We start from the raw sequence: 19,091 nt of genomic DNA, 5'->3' as shown, positions 1-19,091 counted from the left end.
CGGCAAAACTGAGTTGCGCCGTGCTCGTCTCCCGTCATCCCGGCCTTGAGCCGGGATCCCGCTTCTTCTTTCGAACGAGCAAAGCCAGCGAGGCCCCGACTCAAGGCCGGGGTAACGAGGGAGTTGGCACCGCCCAGTCGCCGCCGCCAATTTCGCCATTGCCTTTCCCCGCCGGTCCGGGTTTCAACGGCACCGTGACAAACCACCGCAAAGGCCGCGATTTCATCGCCCGGCACGGCGAGACCGTGTTCAACCTCGCCCGGCGCATGCAGGGCGATCATCCGCACACGCCGCTCACCCGCGCCGGCTTCGCCCAGGCGGACCAGATGGGCGCGGCGCTGCGCGCGATCCTCGGGCCCAGGCCCAGGCTGACCATGTGGTCGTCGAGCGCCGGCCGCGCGTTGCAGACGCTGGCGATCATCGCCGAGCATCTCGAGCTCGACTGGCACCAGGCCCGCCACGACGACCGGCTGGTCGAGATCGGCATGGGCGAATGGAGCGGGCGCTATTATGCCGATGTGCTGGCCGAGGCGCCGGGCTTTCTCGATGTCGAGCACGGCCTCTACACCCATGCGCCGCCGGGCGGCGAATGGTATGACGGGATCGCGGTGCGCGTCTCGTCCTGGCTCGCCGACACCGATGACGATCCCGGCGACCGGCTGGTGATCATGCACGGCATGTCGAGCCGGATCCTGCGCGGAGTGATGACCGGGCTGCCGGTGATGCCGCAGTTCGGCGCACCGGTGGCGCCCGATCTGCCGCAAGGGTCGGTGGTCAAGATCGAAGCCGGGGTCGAGACGGTGGTCCACACCGGCACCGGCCGCAGCGCCGCGCCGGCATGAGCGCGCTGGCGCTGCTCCTGCTGCTCTCCCAGGCGCAACCACGCGCGCCGCTCGGGACGTTCGACAGCTGGGGGGCGTTCCGCGACGCGTCGCCGCTGCGCTGCTTCGCCATCGCCCAGCCGGTTGAGAAATATCGCGAGGCGCGCCCGTTCGCCAGCATCGCCACCTGGCCGCGCGATGGCGTGCGCAACCAGCTCCACATCCGCCTGAGCCGCGCCCGCGCCGCCAATGCCCGCGTCACTTTGTCGATCGGCGAGCGCCGCTTCGAGCTCCAGGCCGGCGATGCCGACGCCTGGGCGCCCGATGCCCGCACCGACGCCGCGATCGTCACTGCGATGCGCGCGGGGCGGAGCATGAGCGTGGAGACGGTCGGCGCCAGCGGCACGCCCTTCGCCGACAGCTACGCGCTCAAGGGCGCCGCCACCGCGATCGATGCCGCCGCGCTGGGCTGCGCGAAGGGCTAGGGGCGGAATTCCCCAGAACCTTCGTCACCCCGGCCTTGTGCCGGTGTCCACCAAGAGGCGAGTGACAGGCAAGAGGCCCAACTGTCATCCGGTGCGGCACCGTGGGCCCCGGCACGAGGCCGGGGTGACGGTGAGGGAGAGGCCGAACCGCACCCGTGAAAAAGGCCGGAGCCAAAGCCCCGGCCTTTCGCCTTCTGCCTGAGGACAGGTCAGTTCTGCTTCGCCGCCGGCGTCGTGCCGCTCGCGGCCATCTTGGCGCTGGCCGCGGCCTGCACGCGCGCGTTGAGCGCGGTGTCGGTGGCCATCGCCTGACCGATCGCATTGAAGCGCTCCGCCGTCAGGCCGGCACCGGTCGCGGCGGCCATCATCTTGGCGCCCTTGTCGGCGTCCGCCACGGTCGTGTCCTTGCGGATCTTCTCGACCTCGAGCGCGGCGGTGGCGAATTGCGAGACCTCGGCATCGGTCACCGTGGCCGAGGTGGCGGGGGCGGCGGCAGGAGCTGCCGGGGCGGGCGTCGTCTGCGGGGCGGTCTGCGCCAGCGCGGCCGGCGCGAACGCCAGCGTGGCGCCGGCGAGGATCGTACCAATGAGCTTCATTTCTGCACTCCAAACAAACACTTAGTCACCCCCGTCAACGCAGGGTGCGTGGCATGGATGCAACAGGGCAAGCGGATCACGGCGGCGCGTGGCGGACTCGGGATTAACCGAGATAGGCCTGCAGGCCGGCCACCAGCGCGTCGAACACGGTGCGCACCCGCGCCAGGCCGCGCAAATCCTCGTGGCAGACCACCCAGGTCTCGAGGGCGAGTTCGAAGTCGGGCAGCAGCCGCACCAGCCCGTCGCGCATGCCGATCGGCACCTGGCATATCCCGATCCCGATCCCCGCCCGGATCGCGGCGAGCTGGGCATGGTCGCTGTCGCTGCGAAAGGCGAGATCGGCGAGGCGAATCGGGAAGCCGGCCTCCTGCACCGTGCGCAGGATCGGCGAATCGCGCTCGGGGCCGATGACCCGGTGTCCGGTCAGGTCGGTCACCGAAGTCGGCGCGGGCCGATCGGCGAGGTAGCTCGGGTGCGCGTGCACGCCGAGCGGCACCGCGCCGATCCGCCGCGCGACCAGCGCTTCCTGGCGCGGCGGCACCATCCGCACCGCGACATCGGCCTCGCGGCGCAGCACGTCCTCGTTGCGGTTGCTCGGGGAGAGCTCGATCACCAGCCGCGGATGTTCGCGTGCCAGCGCCGCGAACACGCGCGGCAGCACCTCCACTGCGATCACTTCGCTCGCCGTGACGCGCACCGTGCCGGCGATTTCCTCGGGCGCGGCGGAGGCAGTGCGGACAAAAGCGTCCGAAGCGTACGCCATTGCGCGTGCATGCTCATGCAGCGACCGCCCGCGCTCGGTAGGGGTCAGCCCGCCAGGCGAGCGGGTGAACAGGGGCGTACCCAGCGCCGCCTCCAGCGCCTCGATCCGCACCCGCACCGTCGGCTGCGCCAGGTTCAGCCGCCGCGCCGCGCCCGAAAGGCTGCCCGTCTCGAGCACCGCCAGAAAGGCGCGCTGCTGCTCCCAGTCAATGCTCATCAAATTCTTATAGGTGACATGCAAAGGTTAGGCAATTTCCTTCTATCTGAGAGTCCTTCATTCCGTGGTGACACAGCGAGCAAGGGAGACCGGAATGAACAGGATCGCATTGATACTCGGTGCCAGCGGCGGGGTAGGCGGCGAGACCGCGCGGGCGCTCCGCGCCAAAGGCTGGCAGGTGCGCGGGCTGGTCCGCCAGCTGCGCCCGGGCCTCGACCCCGAGATCGAGTGGCACGAGGGTGACGCGATGGTTCGCAGCGACGTGCTGGCTGCGGCCAAGGGCGTCGCGGCGGTGGTCCACGCGGTCAACCCGCCGGGCTATCGCGAATGGGACAAGCGCGTCCTGCCGATGCTCGAGAACAGCATCGCGGCGGCCTGGGCCAACGACGCCCGCCTGGCTTTGCCTGGCACGATCTACAATTACGATCCCGCCCAGACCCCGGTGGCGCGCGCGGATTCGCCCCAGCAGCCCGCCACGCGAAAGGGCAATATCCGCAAGGCGATGGAGGCGCGAATCACCGAGTCCGGGGTCCGCGCGGTGATCCTGCGGGCAGGGGACTATTATGGCCCGAAGCCCGGCAACTCCTGGCTTTCGCAGGGCATGATCACTCCCGGCAAGCCGGTGACCAAGGTCACCAATCCGGGCCGCAAGGGGGTGGGGCATGCCTGGGCTTATCTCCCCGATGTCGGCGAGACCTTCGCCCGCCTGCTCGACCGCGAGGAGGAACTGCCCCGCTTCGCCCGCTTCCATTTCGCCGGCCATTGGGACCCCGATGGCAGCGCCTTCCCCGCGGCGATCGCCACTGCGGCGGGGCGTGACGCCAGGCAAGTCCGACTGCCCTGGGCGGTCCTCCCGCTCGTCGCCCTCTTCAACTCGACGATCCGCGAGCTGCTCGAGATGCGCCCCTTCTGGAACCACCCGGTGCGGCTCGACAATCGCGAGTTGGTCGCCTTTCTGGGCGAGGAGCCGCACACGCCGCTGGCCGAGTCGCTGCGGGTCAGCCTCAAGGCACTCGGGTCACTGGAATAATCGCGCGAGATCGACTATGTGCGCGGCCATGCATACAGCTTCGGCCGCGCCCTCGCCCGTCCACGGGCACATCGAACCTATGCCCATTCCCGGGCACATCGATCCCGTGCCCGTGCCCCGCCCCGCGGTGGTGCGCGAGGACGGCCGTACCGACCTGATCGGCCTCACGCGCGACCAGATGCGCGCGGTGCTCGCCGATGCCGGTCTCGAGCCCAAGCAGGCCAAGCTGCGCGCCAAGCAGATCTGGCACTGGATCTACAATCGCGGCGCCACCGATTTCTCGGCGATGACCGACATCGCCAAGGCGCAGCACCCCTGGCTCACCGAGCGCTTCGTGATCGGCCGCCCGCAGGTGGTCGAGGCGCAGGTCTCGACCGACGGCACGCGCAAATGGCTGCTCCGCTCGGACGACGGCCAGGATTACGAGATGGTCTTCATCCCCGATGCGGACCGCGGCACCTTGTGCGTCTCCAGCCAAGTCGGCTGCACGCTCAACTGCCGCTTCTGCCACACCGGCACGATGCGGCTGGTGCGCAACCTCACCGCCGGCGAGATCGTCAGCCAGGTCATGCTTGCCCGCGATTCGCTCGGCGAATGGCCGAGCCAGCCCGAGGGGCGCATGCTCACCAACATCGTGATGATGGGGATGGGCGAGCCGCTCTACAATTTTGACAATGTCCGCGACGGCCTGTCGATCGTCATGGACGGCGACGGGCTCGCGCTGTCGAAGCGCCGCATCACTTTGTCGACCTCGGGCGTGGTGCCGATGATGGCGCGTGCCGGCGAGGAGATCGGCGTCAACCTGGCGGTGTCGCTCCACGCGATCACCAAGGAAGTCCGCGACGAGATCGTCCCGATCAACAAGAAGTACGGGATCGAGGAGCTGCTCCAGGCCTGCGCCGACTATCCCGGCGCCAACAATGCCCGGCGCATCACCTTCGAGTACGTCATGCTCAAGGACAAGAACGACAGCGACGCCGAGGCGCGCGAGCTCGTCCGCCTGCTCAGGAAGTACGACCTGCCCGCCAAGGTGAACCTGATCCCGTTCAATCCCTGGCCCGGCGCGCCGTACGAATGCTCGACGCCGGAGCGGATCCGCGCATTCTCGAACATCATCTTCGAGGCCGGGATCTCGGCCCCGGTGCGCACCCCGCGCGGCCGCGACATCGACGCCGCCTGCGGCCAGCTCAAGACCGCTGCCGAGAAAAAGAGCCGCGCCCAGCTCGACCGCGAGGCGGAAGAGAAGATGGCGGCGCTCGGGTGATCCCCGGCGTCGCGATCGAGCGTGTCGAAACGCTCGATCCGACGGCGCTCGCCCGGTGCGATTTCGTCTACCCGTTCGACAGCGCCTTCGCGCGGCCGAGGGCCGGGCGGATGCTGGCGGTCCTGCGCGTCGATGGCCGCGTCGCGGGCTATCTCGCCTGCCAGCGCGACGGCGATGCCGGCGAAGTGCGGCGGCTCGAGATCGACCGCGGCCATCGCGGCCAGGGGCTCGGCCGCCGGCTCCTCGATGAAGCCCGGCGCTGGGCGGCCGAGCTCGGCCTGTCCGCGCTGGTGCTCGAAACGCTGGCGGACAATCCGGCGGCGGGCCGCTTCTTCGGCCGCAACGGCTTTGTCCAGCGCGACGCGGCGAACGCGCTGCACTGGCAGCTGCCGCTGGACGGCTAGAAACCGCTCGACAAGCGCGGATGGGCACGGGAAGGAGCGGCGTGCCCGACCTCTCCGCTCTCCTCTTCCCCGCCGCCGCGGGCATGCTCGGCGGGGCGATGAACGCGCTCGCCGGCGGCGGCACCTTCGCGACACTGCCCGCGCTGATCGCGCTCGGCCTGCCGTCGAACATCGCCAACGCCACCTCCAATGTCGCGCTGCTGCCCGGCGCGGGGGCGAGCGCCTGGGAATATCGCGACGAGCTGGCGCCGGTGGGCGGCATGCCGGTGCGCGCGCTTGCCGCGATCACCTTTGCCGGCGGGCTGGTCGGCAGCACGCTGCTGGTGCTCACGCCGACCCGCGCATTCGACCTGATCATCCCCTGGCTGCTGCTCTTCGCCTTCGTGGTGATGGCGTTCGGCCGCCGCGCTTCCGACTGGCTGCACGCGCGCGTCACGATCGGGCCGAAGACGTTGGTCACCGCGCAGAGCCTGCTCGGCATCTATGGCGGCTATTTCGGCGGCGGGGTGGGGCTGATCACCACCGCCGTCTATGGCCTGCTCGCCGCGGCGGACCCGCGCTCGCTCTTCTCGATCCGCACCTTGATGCTCGCAGTGGCGAACGGCGCGGCGGCGATCGTCTTCGTCGCGATCGGCATGGTGCGCTGGTGGGCGTGCCTGCCGATGCTGCTCGGCGGGATCCTGGGCGGCTGGCTCGGCGCGCGGATCGGCAAGCGGCTGCCGCACGGCGTGGTGCGGCTGTGGACCTTGCTGGTCACCGGCGCGACCACGCTCGTCTTCTTCGTGCGCGCCTACGGATAATCGGCTAGGCTGGCGGCATGCAGGTCTATCGCCACCGGCTGGTCACGCGCATCTGGCACTGGCTCAATGCGCTCGCGGTGCTGGTGATGATTCCCAGCGGGCTGATGATCTTCAACGCGCATCCGCGGCTCTATTGGGGCAATTACGGCGCGAATTTCGACCATGCCTGGCTCGAGCTGCCGCGCTGGCCCGGCTGGCTGACGCTGCCCTCGCACTATGACCTGGCCGGCGCGCGGCACTGGCATTTGTTCTTCGCGCTGGTGCTGGCCTTCGCGCTGCTGGTCTACCTCGCCTGGAGCCTCGCCAACCGCCACCTCCAGCGCGACCTGCGCTTCCGTCGCGCGGAGCTGACGCGAGGGCATGTCGCCCAGGACCTCAAGGCGCATTGGGCGATGCGCTTCCACGATCCCGCCAATCCCAGGGCCTATAATCTCTTCCAGAAGGCGAGCTACGCGCTGGTGCTGTTCGTGCTGTTGCCGCTGCTGATCTTCACCGGCCTCGCCCTGTCGCCCGGCATGTGGCCGTGGATCGCGGACCTGTGCGGCGGGCGGCAATCGGCGCGCTCGCTCCACTTCATCGCGATGGCGCTGCTCAGCGGCTTCATCGTGGTGCATCTCATGCTGGTGATCCTTGCCGGCGCGGTGGGCGAGGTCCGCTCGATGATCACCGGCTGGTGGCAGGTGCCTGCCGAATGATCACGCGGCGCGGCCTGATCGCTACCGGCGGCGCGAGCTTGCTCGCGGGCTGCGACGCGTGGAGCGATTCGAAGCTGCTGCTCAGCGCCGAGCAGGCGCACCAGTTCCTCCAGCGCTCGATCGGCGGCCGCGCTGCGCTGGCGCGCGAGTTCCGCCCCGAGCAGCGCAGCCCACGCTTCCGCACCAACGGCACCGCCAACCCGGACACGCCCGACTACAACGCGCTGGTCGCGAACAACTTCGCCGATTGGCGGCTGCAGGTCGGCGGGCTGGTCCGCAGGCCGCTCTCGCTCGGCCTCGACCAGCTGCGCGCGCTCCCGCAACGCGCCCAGATCACCCGGCACGACTGCGTCGAGGGGTGGAGCGCGATCGGCAAGTGGCAGGGGCCGCGGCTGGAGGGCGTGCTCCAGCTGGCGGGCCTGCAGGACGGCGCGCGCTACATTGTCTTCCACTGCGCCGACCGGTTCGGCGCGCACGGCATCCCCTATTACGAATCGATCGACCTGATCGATGCCTTCCACCCCCAGACCATCCTTGCCTGGTCGATGAACGATGCGCCGCTCGGCGTCGGGCATGGCGCGCCGCTCCGCCTGCGCGTCGAGCGTCAGCTCGGCTACAAGCAGGCCAAATATGTCATGGCGATAGAGGCGGTTGCGAGCCTCGCCGGGATCGGCCGCGGCAAGGGCGGCTTCTGGGAGGATATCGCCGGATACGAATGGTATGCCGGAATTTGATTTCGCACCTGCGGAAATATTGCGGAAATCCGGGGCGGTCCTAAGGTGTGGTTCCCGGGGGCTGTACAGGTGGTGACGGCTGAATGGCGTTGATCGATCGTTTTTTCGCACGCGCAGTGAAGCGCGGACAACTTACCGTCATCCATGCGGATGGCTCCCAGGCGGTTTTCGGAGCGCCCGATCCGGCGCTCAAGCCGGTGACGATCCGGTTCGGCGCGGGCGCAGCCCGCCGGATCCTGCGCGATCCCTCGCTCGGCGCGGCCGAGGCCTTCATGGACGGCGATGTGGTGATCGAGGATGGCGAGATCCTCGACATGCTGATCCTGTTCGCGGCGAACAATCCCTGGGAGAACAATGACTCGGTGCTGATGCCGAGCCGCTTCAAGAAGGCGCTCGACGCCATCGCCTTCCGCATCGGCCGGATCAACATGCAGCGCCGCTCGAAGCGGAACGTCGCGCATCACTATGACCTGTCGGGCAAGCTCTACGATCTCTTCCTCGATACCGACCGCCAGTACAGCTGCGCCTATTTCAGCGATGCGGGCATCAGCCTCGAGCAGGCCCAGCTCGACAAGAAGGCGCATATCGTCGCCAAGCTCGCGCTCAAGCCGGGCATGAAGGTGCTCGACATCGGCTGCGGCTGGGGCGGCATGGCGCTCTACATCCACGAGAAGACCGGCGCCGAGGTGCTGGGCGTGACGCTGTCGGAAGAGCAGCTCAAGGTCGCGCGCCAGCGCGCGCTCGATGCCGGCGTCGCCGACAAGGTGAAGTTCGAGCTGATCGACTATCGCAACGTCACCGGCCAGTTCGACCGCATCGTCTCGGTCGGCATGTTCGAGCATGTCGGCACGCCGCACTACCGCGCCTTCTTCCGCAAGGTGCGCGAGCTGCTGACGCCGCAGGGCGTGATGCTGCTCCACACCATCGGCCGGGCGGGCGCGCCGGGCGTCACCGACGCGTTCACGCTCAAATACATCTTCCCCGGCGGCTATATCCCGGCGCTCTCGGAGATCGCCAAGGGCTATGAGGGGCTGCGCTACTTCATGACCGATGTGGAGGTGCTGCGCCTCCATTATGCCGAGACGCTCAAGCATTGGTACGAGCGCACCGTCGCCGCGCGCGATGCGATCGTCGCGCTCTATGACGAGCGCTTCTACCGGATGTGGTGCTTCTACCTCGCCGGCTGCCATGTCAGCTTCCAATATGGCGGGCTGGTCAACTACCAGCTGCAATTCTCGCGCTCGCGCGACGCATTGCCGCTCACCCGCGACTACATGTTCGACGAGGAGCGCGAGCTGCGCGAGCCGCACAAGGTGACACTCCGCCAGGCGGGTCAGTCCGGGTAGGCGGCAGCCATCCGATCGATCTTGGCGCGGACGATCGCCTCGAGCATCTCCGCGTCCACATCGGCGAGCCTCTTGATGTAGAGGCAGCCCTTGCCGGTTCTGTGCTTGCCGAGCCGGCCGAGCAGCTCGCCCTGGTCGGCATTGCCGTCGAGGACATAGAGCACCAGCTCGGCCTTGCGCGGGCTGAAGCCGATCCGGCACATCTCGCCGGTGCGGCCGCTGTCATATCGCTAGCGATAGCGCCCGAAGCCGATGATCGACGGCCCCCACATCCGGGGTTCCTCGCCGGTCAGCCGGGCCATCATCGCGGACAGCGTTCCGGCATCCTTGCGCCGCGTCTCGTCGGGCACCGCCGCGATGAAGACCGCCACTGCGATCTCGGTCGCCCTGGTCTTGAGCTCGGCCATCCTGCCTCCTAGCGCCAGCCCGTCGGGGCACGGCGCAACTTCATGATGTTCGAGTCGCGCATCGTCTTCACCAGCGCCGGAAAGCCGCCCAGCGCATTGCCCTGTGGCCCCTCGATCGCGCGGACCAGGCCCGGCACGTCGCACTGCGCATCATAATAGCAATAGAGCTTGATATGCTCCTCGGCGGCGCGGAGCAGCGCGCCGCCGCCCGGATCGTCCGTCGCCAGCTTCTGCACCGCCGCGAGCCGCTTCTCCGGCGCTTCGACGCGGGCGAGGCGGGTGTCATAGCCGCCATTGTGGCGCAGGAATTCGGCCCAGGCGGCCGGCCCGTGCCGCAGCGCCGCGGGGCCCCAGCCGGGTTCGCGTGCGCGCATCAGCGGCGCGGCGAGGCGGAAGCCCTGCGGGCCGATCTCGACGACATAGGGCATCGAGACGGTTTCGGAGAATGCGCCGAAGGCATAGGCCGAGCTGGAATCGTAGAGCAGCAGCACCGGGCGCCGGTATCCGGGCAGGCGGCGCCAGCTGCTCTCTTCGAAATCCTGCTGGTTCAGCTGCGTCGCCACCACATCCCTGCCGTCTGCGCGGAAGACGAGTTGGGTGAAGCAGCAATGCGCGCCGCCGGTCCAGGCAGTGCTGGTCAGTTCCGGCCGGCCGTCGCCATCCAGGTCGAGCGCCTTGAACCGCGTCCAGCGCAGCGCGTCGGGCCGCGCGAACCGGCGGACGAGATGCTCGCCCCGGCAAAAGGCGATCGTGACGCCGTCCATCCCCTCGGGCGCCTCGCGGCGGCGCACCGTCATGCCCTGCCAGGTCGCGATCCGCGCGCCGGCGGGGCAGGGCGTCGCGGCCATGAGGAGCAGTGGCAACAGGGCACCCATCGGCGCGTCTTCCCCTCGCGAATCGTGCCGCCCGAGCATGCCCCAGCCGCAAAACTTGCGGAAGCGGCACATGAACCCTAGAGCGCCCCGGTTTTCCCAGAAGGTTCCCGGAGTCGCCCATGTCAGACAAGATCAACCGCGTTGTCCTCGCCTATTCGGGCGGGCTGGACACCAGCGTGATCCTGAAATGGCTCCAGCAGGAATATCAGTGCGAGGTCGTGACCTTCACCGCCGATCTCGGCCAGGGCGAGGAGCTCGAGCCGGCGCGCAAGAAGGCCGAGATGGCCGGCGTGAAGCCCGAGCATATCTTCATCGAGGACGTGCGCGAGGAGTTCGTCAAGGACTTCGTCTTCCCGATGATGCGCGCCAACGCGCTCTATGAGGGCCTGTATCTCCTCGGCACCTCGATCGCGCGGCCGCTGATCGCCAAGCGCCAGATCGAGATCGCCAAGCTGGTCAATGCCGACGCGGTCAGCCACGGCGCCACCGGCAAGGGCAATGACCAGGTCCGCTTCGAGCTCGGCTATTACGCGCTCAACCCGGACATCAAGGTGATCGCGCCGTGGCGCGAGTGGGACCTGACCAGCCGCACCCGCCTCATCGAGTTCGCCGAGAAGCACCAGATCCCCGTCGCCAAGGACAAGCGCGGCGAATCGCCCTTCTCGACCGACGCGAACCTTCTCCACACCTCGTCCGAGGGCAAGGTGCTCGAAGATCCGTGGGAGGAAGTGCCCGATTACGTCTATTCGCGCACGGTGAACCCGGAAGACGCGCCGAACGAGCCCGAAGTCATCACGATCGATTTCGAGCGCGGCGACGGCGTAGCGCTGAATGGCGAGGCGATGTCGCCCGCCACGCTGCTCACCGCGCTCAACGAGCTCGGCCGCAAGCACGGCATCGGCCGCCTCGACCTCGTCGAGAACCGCTTCGTCGGCATGAAGTCGCGCGGCATGTACGAGACGCCGGGCGGCACCATCTATCACCTCGCCCATCGCGGCATCGAGCAGATCACGCTCGATCGCGGCGCCGCCCATCTCAAGGACGAGCTGATGCCGCGCTATGCGGAGCTCATCTACAACGGCTTCTGGTTCGCCCCCGAGCGCGAGATGCTCCAGGCGGCGATCGACCATAGCCAGGAGAAGGTGACCGGCACCGTCCGCCTCAAGCTCTACAAGGGCAGCGTGATCGTCACCGGCCGCAAGTCGCCCTACAGCCTGTACTCGGAGAAGGTCGTGACCTTCGAGGACGACCAGGGCGCCTATGACCAGCGCGACGCCGCCGGCTTCATCAAGCTCAACGCGCTGCGGCTGCGTCTGCTGGGCCGCCGCGACCTGTGATTTTCGGGGCCCGGCGGGTGCGCGTGCGCCCGCCGGGACTATGTCCGAACTGGACATAGTCTCCGTCCGTTTCGACTTCATTCTGTTATCTCTTTGTTCTCATCGAACCGAGGGGACACGGAATGGCGAAGAAACGGCGAGCGATCTTGCTGGCGTGTGGCGCATTGCTCTCGATCACGGGATGCAGTGCGCAAGTCGGCGACAAACAGCGCTTCGTCGCGGACATGATCGAGCAGATCAAGCAACGGCTGCCGGGCGTCGAAGTGACGCAGCGCGATGATCCGCTGTCGGTGTCGCTCAAGGGGGGCGGTCGAGCCCAAATCACGCTCAACTTCCACCGCATCTATGGCTTCTGTCGACATGCTTCCGTGGAGGTCTGCACCGCGACGCGCTCCGCGTTCCTCGACAAGGTCGTCCGGAATCCGGTGCCGCCGGCGCCGACCGTCGCTTCGTTGCGCATTGCGGTGCACAGCGCGGAATACATGAAGCATGTGCCGGCGCACGTTGCTGAACCAATTGGCGACGATTTGTTCGCCGTGCTCGTCTCCAATGCGCCGGATAGCGTCTCCACCGTGCCGCCTGAGGCGCTGGTCAAACTCGGCTTGAACCGCGAGCAGGCATGGATGCGGGCGTTACGGCAGACGAGAGCACAGCTCCCTGCGTTGCCCGATCCGGCAAGGCTGGCACGAGGCGTGGTCGTCTATCAGGACCAGCCCTATCTCGCGAGCCTGCTGACCGATGCCAAGGGTTGGGCAGCGGTCTCCGAGACCGCCGGCCCCGATTTTCTCCTCACCGTTGTCGCGGACGACTATGTGTTTGTCGGTCGCATGCCCGACGGACCTCGGCTCGAGCAGTTCAAGCAATCGGTGCGCGAGGATTGTGCGAGCCGGCAGCGCTGCCTGTCACCCAATGTCTATCGCTTCCACGACGGCCGCTGGGTGATTTCGCGCTAGCGCCTCCTAACGCGGGATTAACCAAGATGCCCTAGCGCGGGCGGATGGAATTCCGCCCGCCCCGCCCCGCGTGGCGCGACCTCGGCGTCGCGCTGCTGCTGGCCGTGGCGCTGAGCGTCGCCTGGACGGTGCGCGGCTGGCACGATCTGGCGGCGTTCCGGCTCCCCGATACCGACGACATGGTGCGGCTGCAGCAGATCCGCGACTGGCTGGCGGGGCAGGCGTTCGGCGACCTCGCCCAGCACCGGCTCGGCCTGGCGCCGGGGCTGGAGATGCACTGGTCGCGCCTGCCCGATCTCGTTCCCGCGGCGCTGATCGTCACGCTCACTCCTTGGTTCGGCATCTCCGGCGCGACGTTGGCCGCGCTGATCCTGTGGCCGGCGCTGCAATTCTTCGCCGCGCTGGCGCTGACCGGCAGCATCGCCCGGCGGCTCGGCGCGCCGGCGGCGACCGCGACCCTGCTCGCCGCACTGGCCTATCCGGCGACCAGCCTGTTCCTGCCCGGGCGAATCGATCACCACGCGCTGCAGATGGTGCTGCTCCTGCTGCTGGTGCGCGCGCTAACCGGTCCCGGGAGCTTCCGAGCCGGCGCAGTCGCCGCGCTGGCGACGGCGGCGTCGCTGGTCATCGGCCTCGAGACCCTGCCGCTGCTCGCGATCGCCGGCGCTGCGCTTGTGCTGCTCTGGGTGGCCGACCGGCCCGGCAGCCGGGCGCGGCTGTTCGGCTTCGGCATGGCGCTGCCGCTGGCCCTGGCGGGGGCAGCCGCGCTTTTCCGCACCAGCGGCTGGGGCGTGCCCGCCTGTGACGGTTTCACCGGCATCGTGTGGCGCGCGGCACAGTGCGCGTCGCTCGCGCCGCTCGGGCTGGCGCTGCTCGATCTTTCCGCGGCGAGGGGCTTCCGGGCGCGGATCGTCGCCACCGCGATTGCCGGTGCCGCCGCCGCGCTGGCGGTGCTCCTGCTCGCGCCGCAGTGCCTCAGCCCCTATGGCGCCGTCGATCCGCTGCTCGCGCGCGTCTGGCTCGCCAAGGTCGGCGAGGCGCAGCTGCTGTTCGGTGCGTCGCCGGCCAATGCCATCGCCTATGCCGGGCTGGCGCTGGCCGGGCTGGTGGCCGCCCTCGTCCTTGCGTGGCGCCGTTGCACGCCCGGCTGGATCCTCCTCGCCGCGCTCCAGCTGGCGGCGCTGGCGATCACCTGCTTCCAGCTGCGCGGCGCCTATGCCGGCGCGCTGCTCGCCGCCCCCGCGCTGGCGGTGACGATCGCGGCAGCACGGGCGCGGGGCCTCCTGCTGCTCGCGCCGGCCTGGATCGTCGCGACCGGCATCCTCTATCCGCTCGCCGGCACGGCGCTGTTCCCGCCCAGGGCGGAGCCCGGGCCCGACTGCACCGCGCCCGAGAGCCTCGCCCGGCTCGCCGCGCTGCCGCCCGGCCATCTGCTCGCGCCGCTCGACCTCGGCGCCTATGCGCTCGCCGCCACGCCGCATGCGGTGCTGGCGGCACCCTATCACCGCAACAATCGGGGGAATCGTGCCATGACTGACTTCTTCATGGGCCCGCCCGCGCAATCGGAAGCGATCGCGCGGGCCTGGGGCATCGACTATGTCGCCTTCTGCTCGGGCGATCTCGACCGTTTCGCGAAGGAGAACGGCGATCCGCACAGCCTGGCCGCGAGCCTGCGCGCCGGCGCGGTGCCCGGCTGGCTCGCGCCCGTGCCCGGCACCGGCGACGCACCGCGCGTCTATCGGCTGGTCTCGCGCCACTGATGCCGCAGGCCGCGGTCCGCTGGTGGGAGACACGCTGGTTCGCGCTCGCCGCGATCCTGGCGTCGTGCGTGCCCTTGCTCTGGCCCGCGCTGCCGCCGCTGATCGACCTGCCCGCGCATATCGGCCGCTACCATGTCGCCGAGGCGATCGCCCGGTCGGCGGACCTCCAGCGCCACTGGACCTATCACTGGGCGCTGATCGGCAATCTCGGCGTCGACGGCATCGTCTACGCGCTGGCGCCGCTGCTCGGCGTCGAGGCGGCGGCGAAATGGACGGTGGTGGCGATCCCGCTGCTCACCACCGCGGCGCTCGCCTGGCTGTCGCGCGAGAGCGGCGGGCGGATGTCGCCGGCGACGCTGGCGGCGTTCCCGCTCGCCTACAACTACGCCTTCATCTTCGGCTTCGTGAACTTCGCGCTGGCCAGCGCCCTCGCCATCGCCGCGCTGGCCTTGTGGATCCGCCTCGGCCGCCAGCACCGGCTGGTGCTGCGCGCCGGCCTGTTCATGCCGATCTCCTTCGTCCTCTGGCTCGCGCACAGCTTCGGCTGGGGCATGTTCGGCCTCTTCGCCTTCGCCGCCGAGACTGCCCGGCTGCGCAGCAACGGCCGCAGCTGGCGCGCCGCGCTGGTCGGTGCGGTGCTCGCCTGCATTCCGCTCGGCGGCCCGGCGCTGCTCACCGTCGCGACCCAGTACAGCTCGGTGGTCTATTACCAGTGGCGCGCCAAGCCCGGCTGGGTCGCGTCGTTGCTGCGCGACCGCTGGAAATGGTTCGACGTCGCCAGCGTCCTCGCCATCGCGTTCCTGCTCTACACCTGCCTGCGCCGCCCCGGCTGGCGCTTCGACCCGACCGCCGGCGCCGCCGCGCTGATCGGGCTGGCGATCTTCGTGATCTTCCCGTTCACCGTCGCCGCGGGCGCCTATGCCGACATGCGGCTGCTTGGCCCGGCCGTGGCGATCGCGCTTGTCGCGGTCCGCCCGCCGGCGAAGTGGGAGCGCGCGGTGGCGATCGGCGCGACCGCCTTCTTCGTGATCCGCACGGTGGCGGGCACGATCAGCATGCTGCTCGCTTCCCAGCCCCAGCAACAGGCGCTCGAGGCCGTGCCGCACATCCCGCGCGGCGCCGCGGTGCTGGTGCTCGCGCAGGAGAATTGCGCGACCGACTGGACGAGCCGCCGCCTCGCCCATGTCTCGGGCATCGCGCTTGCCCGCCGCGACATCTTCGAGACCGCGCAGTGGACGCTCGCCGGCCAGCAGCTGCTCCGCCATCGCCACGAACAGGCCGAGCCCTATGCCTCGGACCCGTCCGAACTCGTCTATCCGCTGGGCTGCGCCTATCGCCCGACCGATCCGGCAACCGCGATCCGCGCCTTCGATCGCCGCGTCTTCACCCATGTCTGGGTGATCGGATTCCGGCCCCAGCCGGCGCTCGCACCCGACGTGACGCTCGCCTGGAGCAACGGCATGTCCTCAATATATCGCGTTCGTCACGATGCCGGCTTGTCTGGGAGCGCCGGGCAACGGTAATAGCGGTCGGATGCAGGGAAATCCGGAGGCATCACTTCATTGGTGGCAGACGCGCTGGTTCGTGGCGCTGTGCACCTTCATCGCCATCATTCCGCTGATCTGGCCGACGATCCCGCCGCTGGTCGACCTGCCTGGCCATATGGGGCGCTACCGCGTCCAGTTCACCTATGATCAATATGGTTTCCTGCGCGAATGGTATGATTTCCGCTGGAGCCTGATGGGCAATCTCGGCGTCGATCTGCTCGTCATCCCGCTCCATTATGTCTTCGGGCTCGAGCTGGCGGTGAAGCTGGTGGTGATCTCGATCCCGGCGATGACCGTGGCGGGCATGCTGTGGATCGCGCGCGAGGTGCACGGCAAGATTCCGGCGACCGCGCTGATCGCGCTGCCGCTCGCCTATGCCTTCCCCTTCCATTTCGGCTTCGTCAATTTCGCGCTGTCGATGGCGTTCGCGCTGCTCGCGTTCGGCTGGTGGCTGCGCCTCGCGCGCCTCGGCAAGCTGCTGTTCCGCTCGATGGTGTTCCTGCCGATCTCGGTGCTGATCTGGATCTGCCACACCTATGGCTGGGGCCTGCTCGGTATCCTCGCCTTCTCGGCCGAGCTGATCCGCCAGCACGATCTGCGCCGCAATCCGCATGTGCCGTGGAAGCAGGACATCTGGGGCGGCTGGGTGCTGCCCTGGTTCTATGCCGGCCTCCAGTGCATCGTGCTGGCGCCGCCCGCGGTGATGATGGTGGTGTGGCGCTCGGGCGACCATGTCTCGGGCCAGACCTTCGACATGTTCAACTGGCGCGCCAAGATGCTGTGGATCACCCAGGTGTTCCGCGATCGCTGGCAGCTGTTCGACCTCGCCTCGGTCGGCGTGCTGTTCCTGCTGCTGTTCAAGGCGGTGCGCGATCCGAACATCCAATATTCGCGCAACCTGGCGCTGTCGGGCATCTTCCTGACCCTGGTCTACATCTTCCTGCCGCGGGTCGTGTTCGGATCGGCCTATGCGGACATGCGCCTCGTGCCGTTCCTGCTGGCGATCGGCATCCTCGCGATCCGGCCCAAGCCCGGCCTGTCGATCCGCGGCGCCGCGACGATGGCGGCGCTGGGCATGGCGTTCTTCTGCGTGCGCATCGCGGCGACGACCTGGAGCTTCGCGCTCTACAGCGGCACCTATGACCGCGAATTGAAGGCGCTCGATCATCTGCCCCAGGGCGCCCGGCTGATCAGCTTCGTCGGCGAGACCTGCCGCTACGAGTGGAAGCAGACTCGCCTCCAGCACGTCCCTGCGCTCGCGCTCGAGCGCAAGCTTGCCTATACCAACGATCAATGGTCGATGGCGGGCGGGCAGCTGATGACGGTGCGCTATGCCGCGGCCGAGCGCTTCGCCCATGATCCCTCGCAGATGGTCACCGACGTGCAGTGCCCGCGCGAATATTGGCGCCCGATCGCCTGGGCGCTGGCGCGCTTCCCGCGCGATGCGTTCGACTATGTCTGGATGATCGAGCCGCCGGCCTATAACCCGCGCTTCGAGCAGGGGCTGATCCCGATCTGGCGCGATGGCGCCAGCGCGCTGTTCAAGATCGATCACAAGGTGCCCGCGCCGGTGATCGAGCCGGGCGAGCTGCCGATCCCGCGATGGGAGCGCGACATCATCCTGCGCGAGGGCCATCAGCTCGGCAGCAGCCTGCCCGATCCCGAGGCGAGCCCGGACGCGGAGGCATCGCCGCTGCCGATGCTCTCGCCGACCCCCTCGCCGAGCCCCAGCCCCTCGGCGAAGGCACGGCACAGGAAGGCAAGGCACTAAAGACCTCACTCATTCCCCTCCCTGCAAGGGAGGGGCTAGGGTGGGTTAGAAGAGGTCGGGCTCGATGCCCGCCCTTTTCTGTTTCACTCAACGGCTGGGATAGTCGTCTGAGCTTCCTACCCGCCCCGGCGGAACGGCGTCAGCTCGCCGAGATATTCCTGCTCCTGCGCCACCGCTTCGCGCTCCTGCTCGAGATGGTCGGCGACGGCGCGGCGGAAGCCCGGATCGGGGAGATAATGCGCCGACCAGGTGGTGACCGGCGCATAGCCGCGCGCCAGCTTGTGCTCGCCCTGCGCGCCCGCCTCGACCCGCGCGAGCCCGCGCGCGATCGCGGCATCGATCGCCTGATAGTAGCAGAGCTCGAAATGGAGGAAGGGCACTTCCTCGGTGCAGCCCCAATAGCGGCCATAGAGCGCGTCGGCGCCGATCAGGTTGAGCGCGCCGGCGATCGGCGTATCGCCGCGATAGGCGAGGATCAGCAGCACCTGGTCCGCCATCTCCTGCCCGAGCAGCGAGAAGAACAGCCGGCTGAGATAGGGCCGTCCCCATTTGCGGCTGCCAGTATCCTGGTAGAATTCCCAGAACGCGTCCCAATGCGCCTCGGTGATCTCGCGGCCGCTGAGGTGGCGGATGGTCAGCCCTTCCACCGCCGCGGCGCGCTCCTTGCGGATCGCCTTGCGCTTGCGGCTGGCGAGTGCGGTGAGGAAGGAGTCGAAATCGCGATAGCCCTCGTTCGCCCAGTGGAACTGGGTGCCCGCACGGATCAGCCAGCCGGCCTGCTCGAACAGCGGCAGCTGATCGTCGTCGAGAAAGGTGACATGCGCCGAGGACAACCGGTTCTGGTCGGTAACCGCCTCGATCCCGGCGATCAGCCCGGGCGCCATCGCCCCGTCGCGCAGCAACAGGCGCGGGCCGGGCACCGGCGTGAACGGCACTGCGACCTGGAGCTTGGGATAATAGTTGCCGCCGGCGCGCTCCCAGGCATCGGCCCAGGCATGATCGAACACATATTCGCCCTGGCTGTGGCTCTTGGCATAGGCCGGGGCGATCGCGGCGGGCCGCCCGTCCGCGCCGTCGATCACGATCGGCAGCGATTGCCAGCCGGCGCGCGGGCTCACCGATCCCGAGCGCTCAAGGATCGAGAGGAAGGCGTGGCTGACGAACGGATTGCGGGTGCCGGCGCAGGCGTCCCAATCCTCCGGCGGGATCGAGGCGACGCCGTCGGCGATGCGGGCGGTCACGGGAGAGGCAGGCACGCGCTCAAGATAAGGAGCGCCCCCGGGCAAG

At 68.8% G+C, this 19,091-nt stretch carries 18 protein-coding genes and 1 pseudogene; 14 read left to right on the top strand and 5 right to left on the bottom strand.

The window, feature by feature from the left end; all coding sequences use genetic code 11:
• Positions 1-158 precede the first annotated feature (158 nt).
• Together ABLE38_RS07030 and ABLE38_RS07025 are read left to right on the top strand one after the other, a co-directional pair.
• Complete coding sequence (locus ABLE38_RS07030) at positions 159-842, top strand: histidine phosphatase family protein (RefSeq protein ID WP_348973443.1); 684 nt, start codon at positions 159-161, stop codon at positions 840-842.
• Positions 839-1,306, top strand: a complete 468-nt coding sequence (locus ABLE38_RS07025; protein WP_348973442.1) for an invasion associated locus B family protein — start codon at positions 839-841, stop codon at positions 1,304-1,306. Before ABLE38_RS07030 ends, ABLE38_RS07025 begins: the two co-directional genes overlap by 4 nt.
• 209 nt (positions 1,307-1,515) lie before the next feature.
• On the opposite strand, the gene ABLE38_RS07020 is transcribed toward ABLE38_RS07025, so the two are convergent.
• Complete coding sequence (locus tag ABLE38_RS07020; protein WP_348973441.1) at positions 1,516-1,902, bottom strand: hypothetical protein; 387 nt, start codon at positions 1,900-1,902, stop codon at positions 1,516-1,518.
• Between the two features lie 103 nt (positions 1,903-2,005).
• Positions 2,006-2,881 carry a LysR family transcriptional regulator gene (locus tag ABLE38_RS07015; protein ID WP_348973440.1) on the bottom strand — a complete coding sequence of 292 codons (876 nt, stop codon included), beginning with the start codon at positions 2,879-2,881 and terminating at the stop codon, positions 2,006-2,008.
• Positions 2,882-2,975: 94 nt separating this feature from the next.
• On the opposite strand from ABLE38_RS07015, the gene ABLE38_RS07010 reads away from it, so the two are divergent.
• The 7 genes from ABLE38_RS07010 to ABLE38_RS06980 all read left to right on the top strand — a co-directional run bounded on the left by ABLE38_RS07010 (position 2,976) and on the right by ABLE38_RS06980 (position 9,154).
• Positions 2,976-3,911, top strand: a complete 936-nt coding sequence (locus ABLE38_RS07010) for an NAD(P)H-binding protein (protein ID WP_348973439.1) — start codon at positions 2,976-2,978, stop codon at positions 3,909-3,911.
• Positions 3,912-3,939: 28 nt separating this feature from the next.
• Complete coding sequence (gene rlmN, locus ABLE38_RS07005) at positions 3,940-5,175, top strand: 23S rRNA (adenine(2503)-C(2))-methyltransferase RlmN (protein ID WP_348973438.1); 1,236 nt, start codon at positions 3,940-3,942, stop codon at positions 5,173-5,175.
• Entirely contained in the window at positions 5,172-5,579 is a 408-nt protein-coding gene (locus ABLE38_RS07000) for a GNAT family N-acetyltransferase (protein ID WP_348973437.1), read from the top strand. The genes rlmN and ABLE38_RS07000 overlap by 4 nt, the downstream gene beginning before the upstream one ends.
• A 41-nt stretch (positions 5,580-5,620) precedes the next feature.
• Entirely contained in the window at positions 5,621-6,379 is a 759-nt protein-coding gene (locus ABLE38_RS06995) for a sulfite exporter TauE/SafE family protein (RefSeq protein WP_348973436.1), read from the top strand.
• Between the two features lie 17 nt (positions 6,380-6,396).
• The gene (locus ABLE38_RS06990; protein WP_348973435.1) at positions 6,397-7,074 is read left to right on the top strand and encodes a cytochrome b/b6 domain-containing protein; all 678 of its coding nucleotides are present in this window, start codon (positions 6,397-6,399) and stop codon (positions 7,072-7,074) included.
• Positions 7,071-7,808 carry a molybdopterin-binding protein gene (locus ABLE38_RS06985; RefSeq protein ID WP_348973434.1) on the top strand — a complete coding sequence of 246 codons (738 nt, stop codon included), beginning with the start codon at positions 7,071-7,073 and terminating at the stop codon, positions 7,806-7,808. Before ABLE38_RS06990 ends, ABLE38_RS06985 begins: the two co-directional genes overlap by 4 nt.
• Before the next feature lie 83 nt (positions 7,809-7,891).
• Complete coding sequence (locus ABLE38_RS06980; RefSeq protein ID WP_348973433.1) at positions 7,892-9,154, top strand: cyclopropane-fatty-acyl-phospholipid synthase family protein; 1,263 nt, start codon at positions 7,892-7,894, stop codon at positions 9,152-9,154.
• Here ABLE38_RS06980 and ABLE38_RS06975 read toward each other — a convergent pair.
• Positions 9,142-9,561 (bottom strand): annotated as a pseudogene (locus ABLE38_RS06975) (DUF1801 domain-containing protein). The gene ABLE38_RS06980 and the pseudogene ABLE38_RS06975 overlap by 13 nt on opposite strands.
• Before the next feature lie 8 nt (positions 9,562-9,569).
• Positions 9,570-10,424 (bottom strand): hypothetical protein, encoded by an 855-nt coding sequence (locus ABLE38_RS06970; protein WP_348973432.1) that lies wholly within the window; start codon positions 10,422-10,424, stop codon positions 9,570-9,572.
• 131 nt (positions 10,425-10,555) lie between these two features.
• On the opposite strand from ABLE38_RS06970, the gene ABLE38_RS06965 reads away from it, so the two are divergent.
• The 5 genes from ABLE38_RS06965 to ABLE38_RS06945 all read left to right on the top strand — a co-directional run bounded on the left by ABLE38_RS06965 (position 10,556) and on the right by ABLE38_RS06945 (position 17,804).
• The gene (locus ABLE38_RS06965; protein WP_348973431.1) at positions 10,556-11,773 is read left to right on the top strand and encodes an argininosuccinate synthase; all 1,218 of its coding nucleotides are present in this window, start codon (positions 10,556-10,558) and stop codon (positions 11,771-11,773) included.
• A 122-nt stretch (positions 11,774-11,895) separates the two neighbouring features.
• Entirely contained in the window at positions 11,896-12,726 is an 831-nt protein-coding gene (locus ABLE38_RS06960) for a hypothetical protein (protein WP_348973430.1), read from the top strand.
• Between the two features lie 44 nt (positions 12,727-12,770).
• Positions 12,771-14,486 (top strand): hypothetical protein, encoded by a 1,716-nt coding sequence (locus tag ABLE38_RS06955; protein ID WP_348973429.1) that lies wholly within the window; start codon positions 12,771-12,773, stop codon positions 14,484-14,486.
• The gene (locus ABLE38_RS06950; RefSeq protein ID WP_348973428.1) at positions 14,486-16,009 is read left to right on the top strand and encodes a hypothetical protein; all 1,524 of its coding nucleotides are present in this window, start codon (positions 14,486-14,488) and stop codon (positions 16,007-16,009) included. Before ABLE38_RS06955 ends, ABLE38_RS06950 begins: the two co-directional genes overlap by 1 nt.
• Before the next feature lie 10 nt (positions 16,010-16,019).
• Complete coding sequence (locus tag ABLE38_RS06945; protein WP_348973427.1) at positions 16,020-17,804, top strand: hypothetical protein; 1,785 nt, start codon at positions 16,020-16,022, stop codon at positions 17,802-17,804.
• 116 nt (positions 17,805-17,920) lie between these two features.
• On the opposite strand, the gene ABLE38_RS06940 is transcribed toward ABLE38_RS06945, so the two are convergent.
• Complete coding sequence (locus ABLE38_RS06940) at positions 17,921-19,060, bottom strand: GNAT family N-acetyltransferase (protein WP_348973426.1); 1,140 nt, start codon at positions 19,058-19,060, stop codon at positions 17,921-17,923.
• Positions 19,061-19,091: the final 31 nt, after the last annotated feature.

Origin of the sequence: Sphingomonas sp. KR3-1 (genome assembly GCF_040049295.1) — a bacterium.
Lineage (GTDB): Bacteria > Pseudomonadota > Alphaproteobacteria > Sphingomonadales > Sphingomonadaceae > Sphingomonas.
This window is presented reverse-complemented; position numbering and strand designations above follow the sequence as displayed.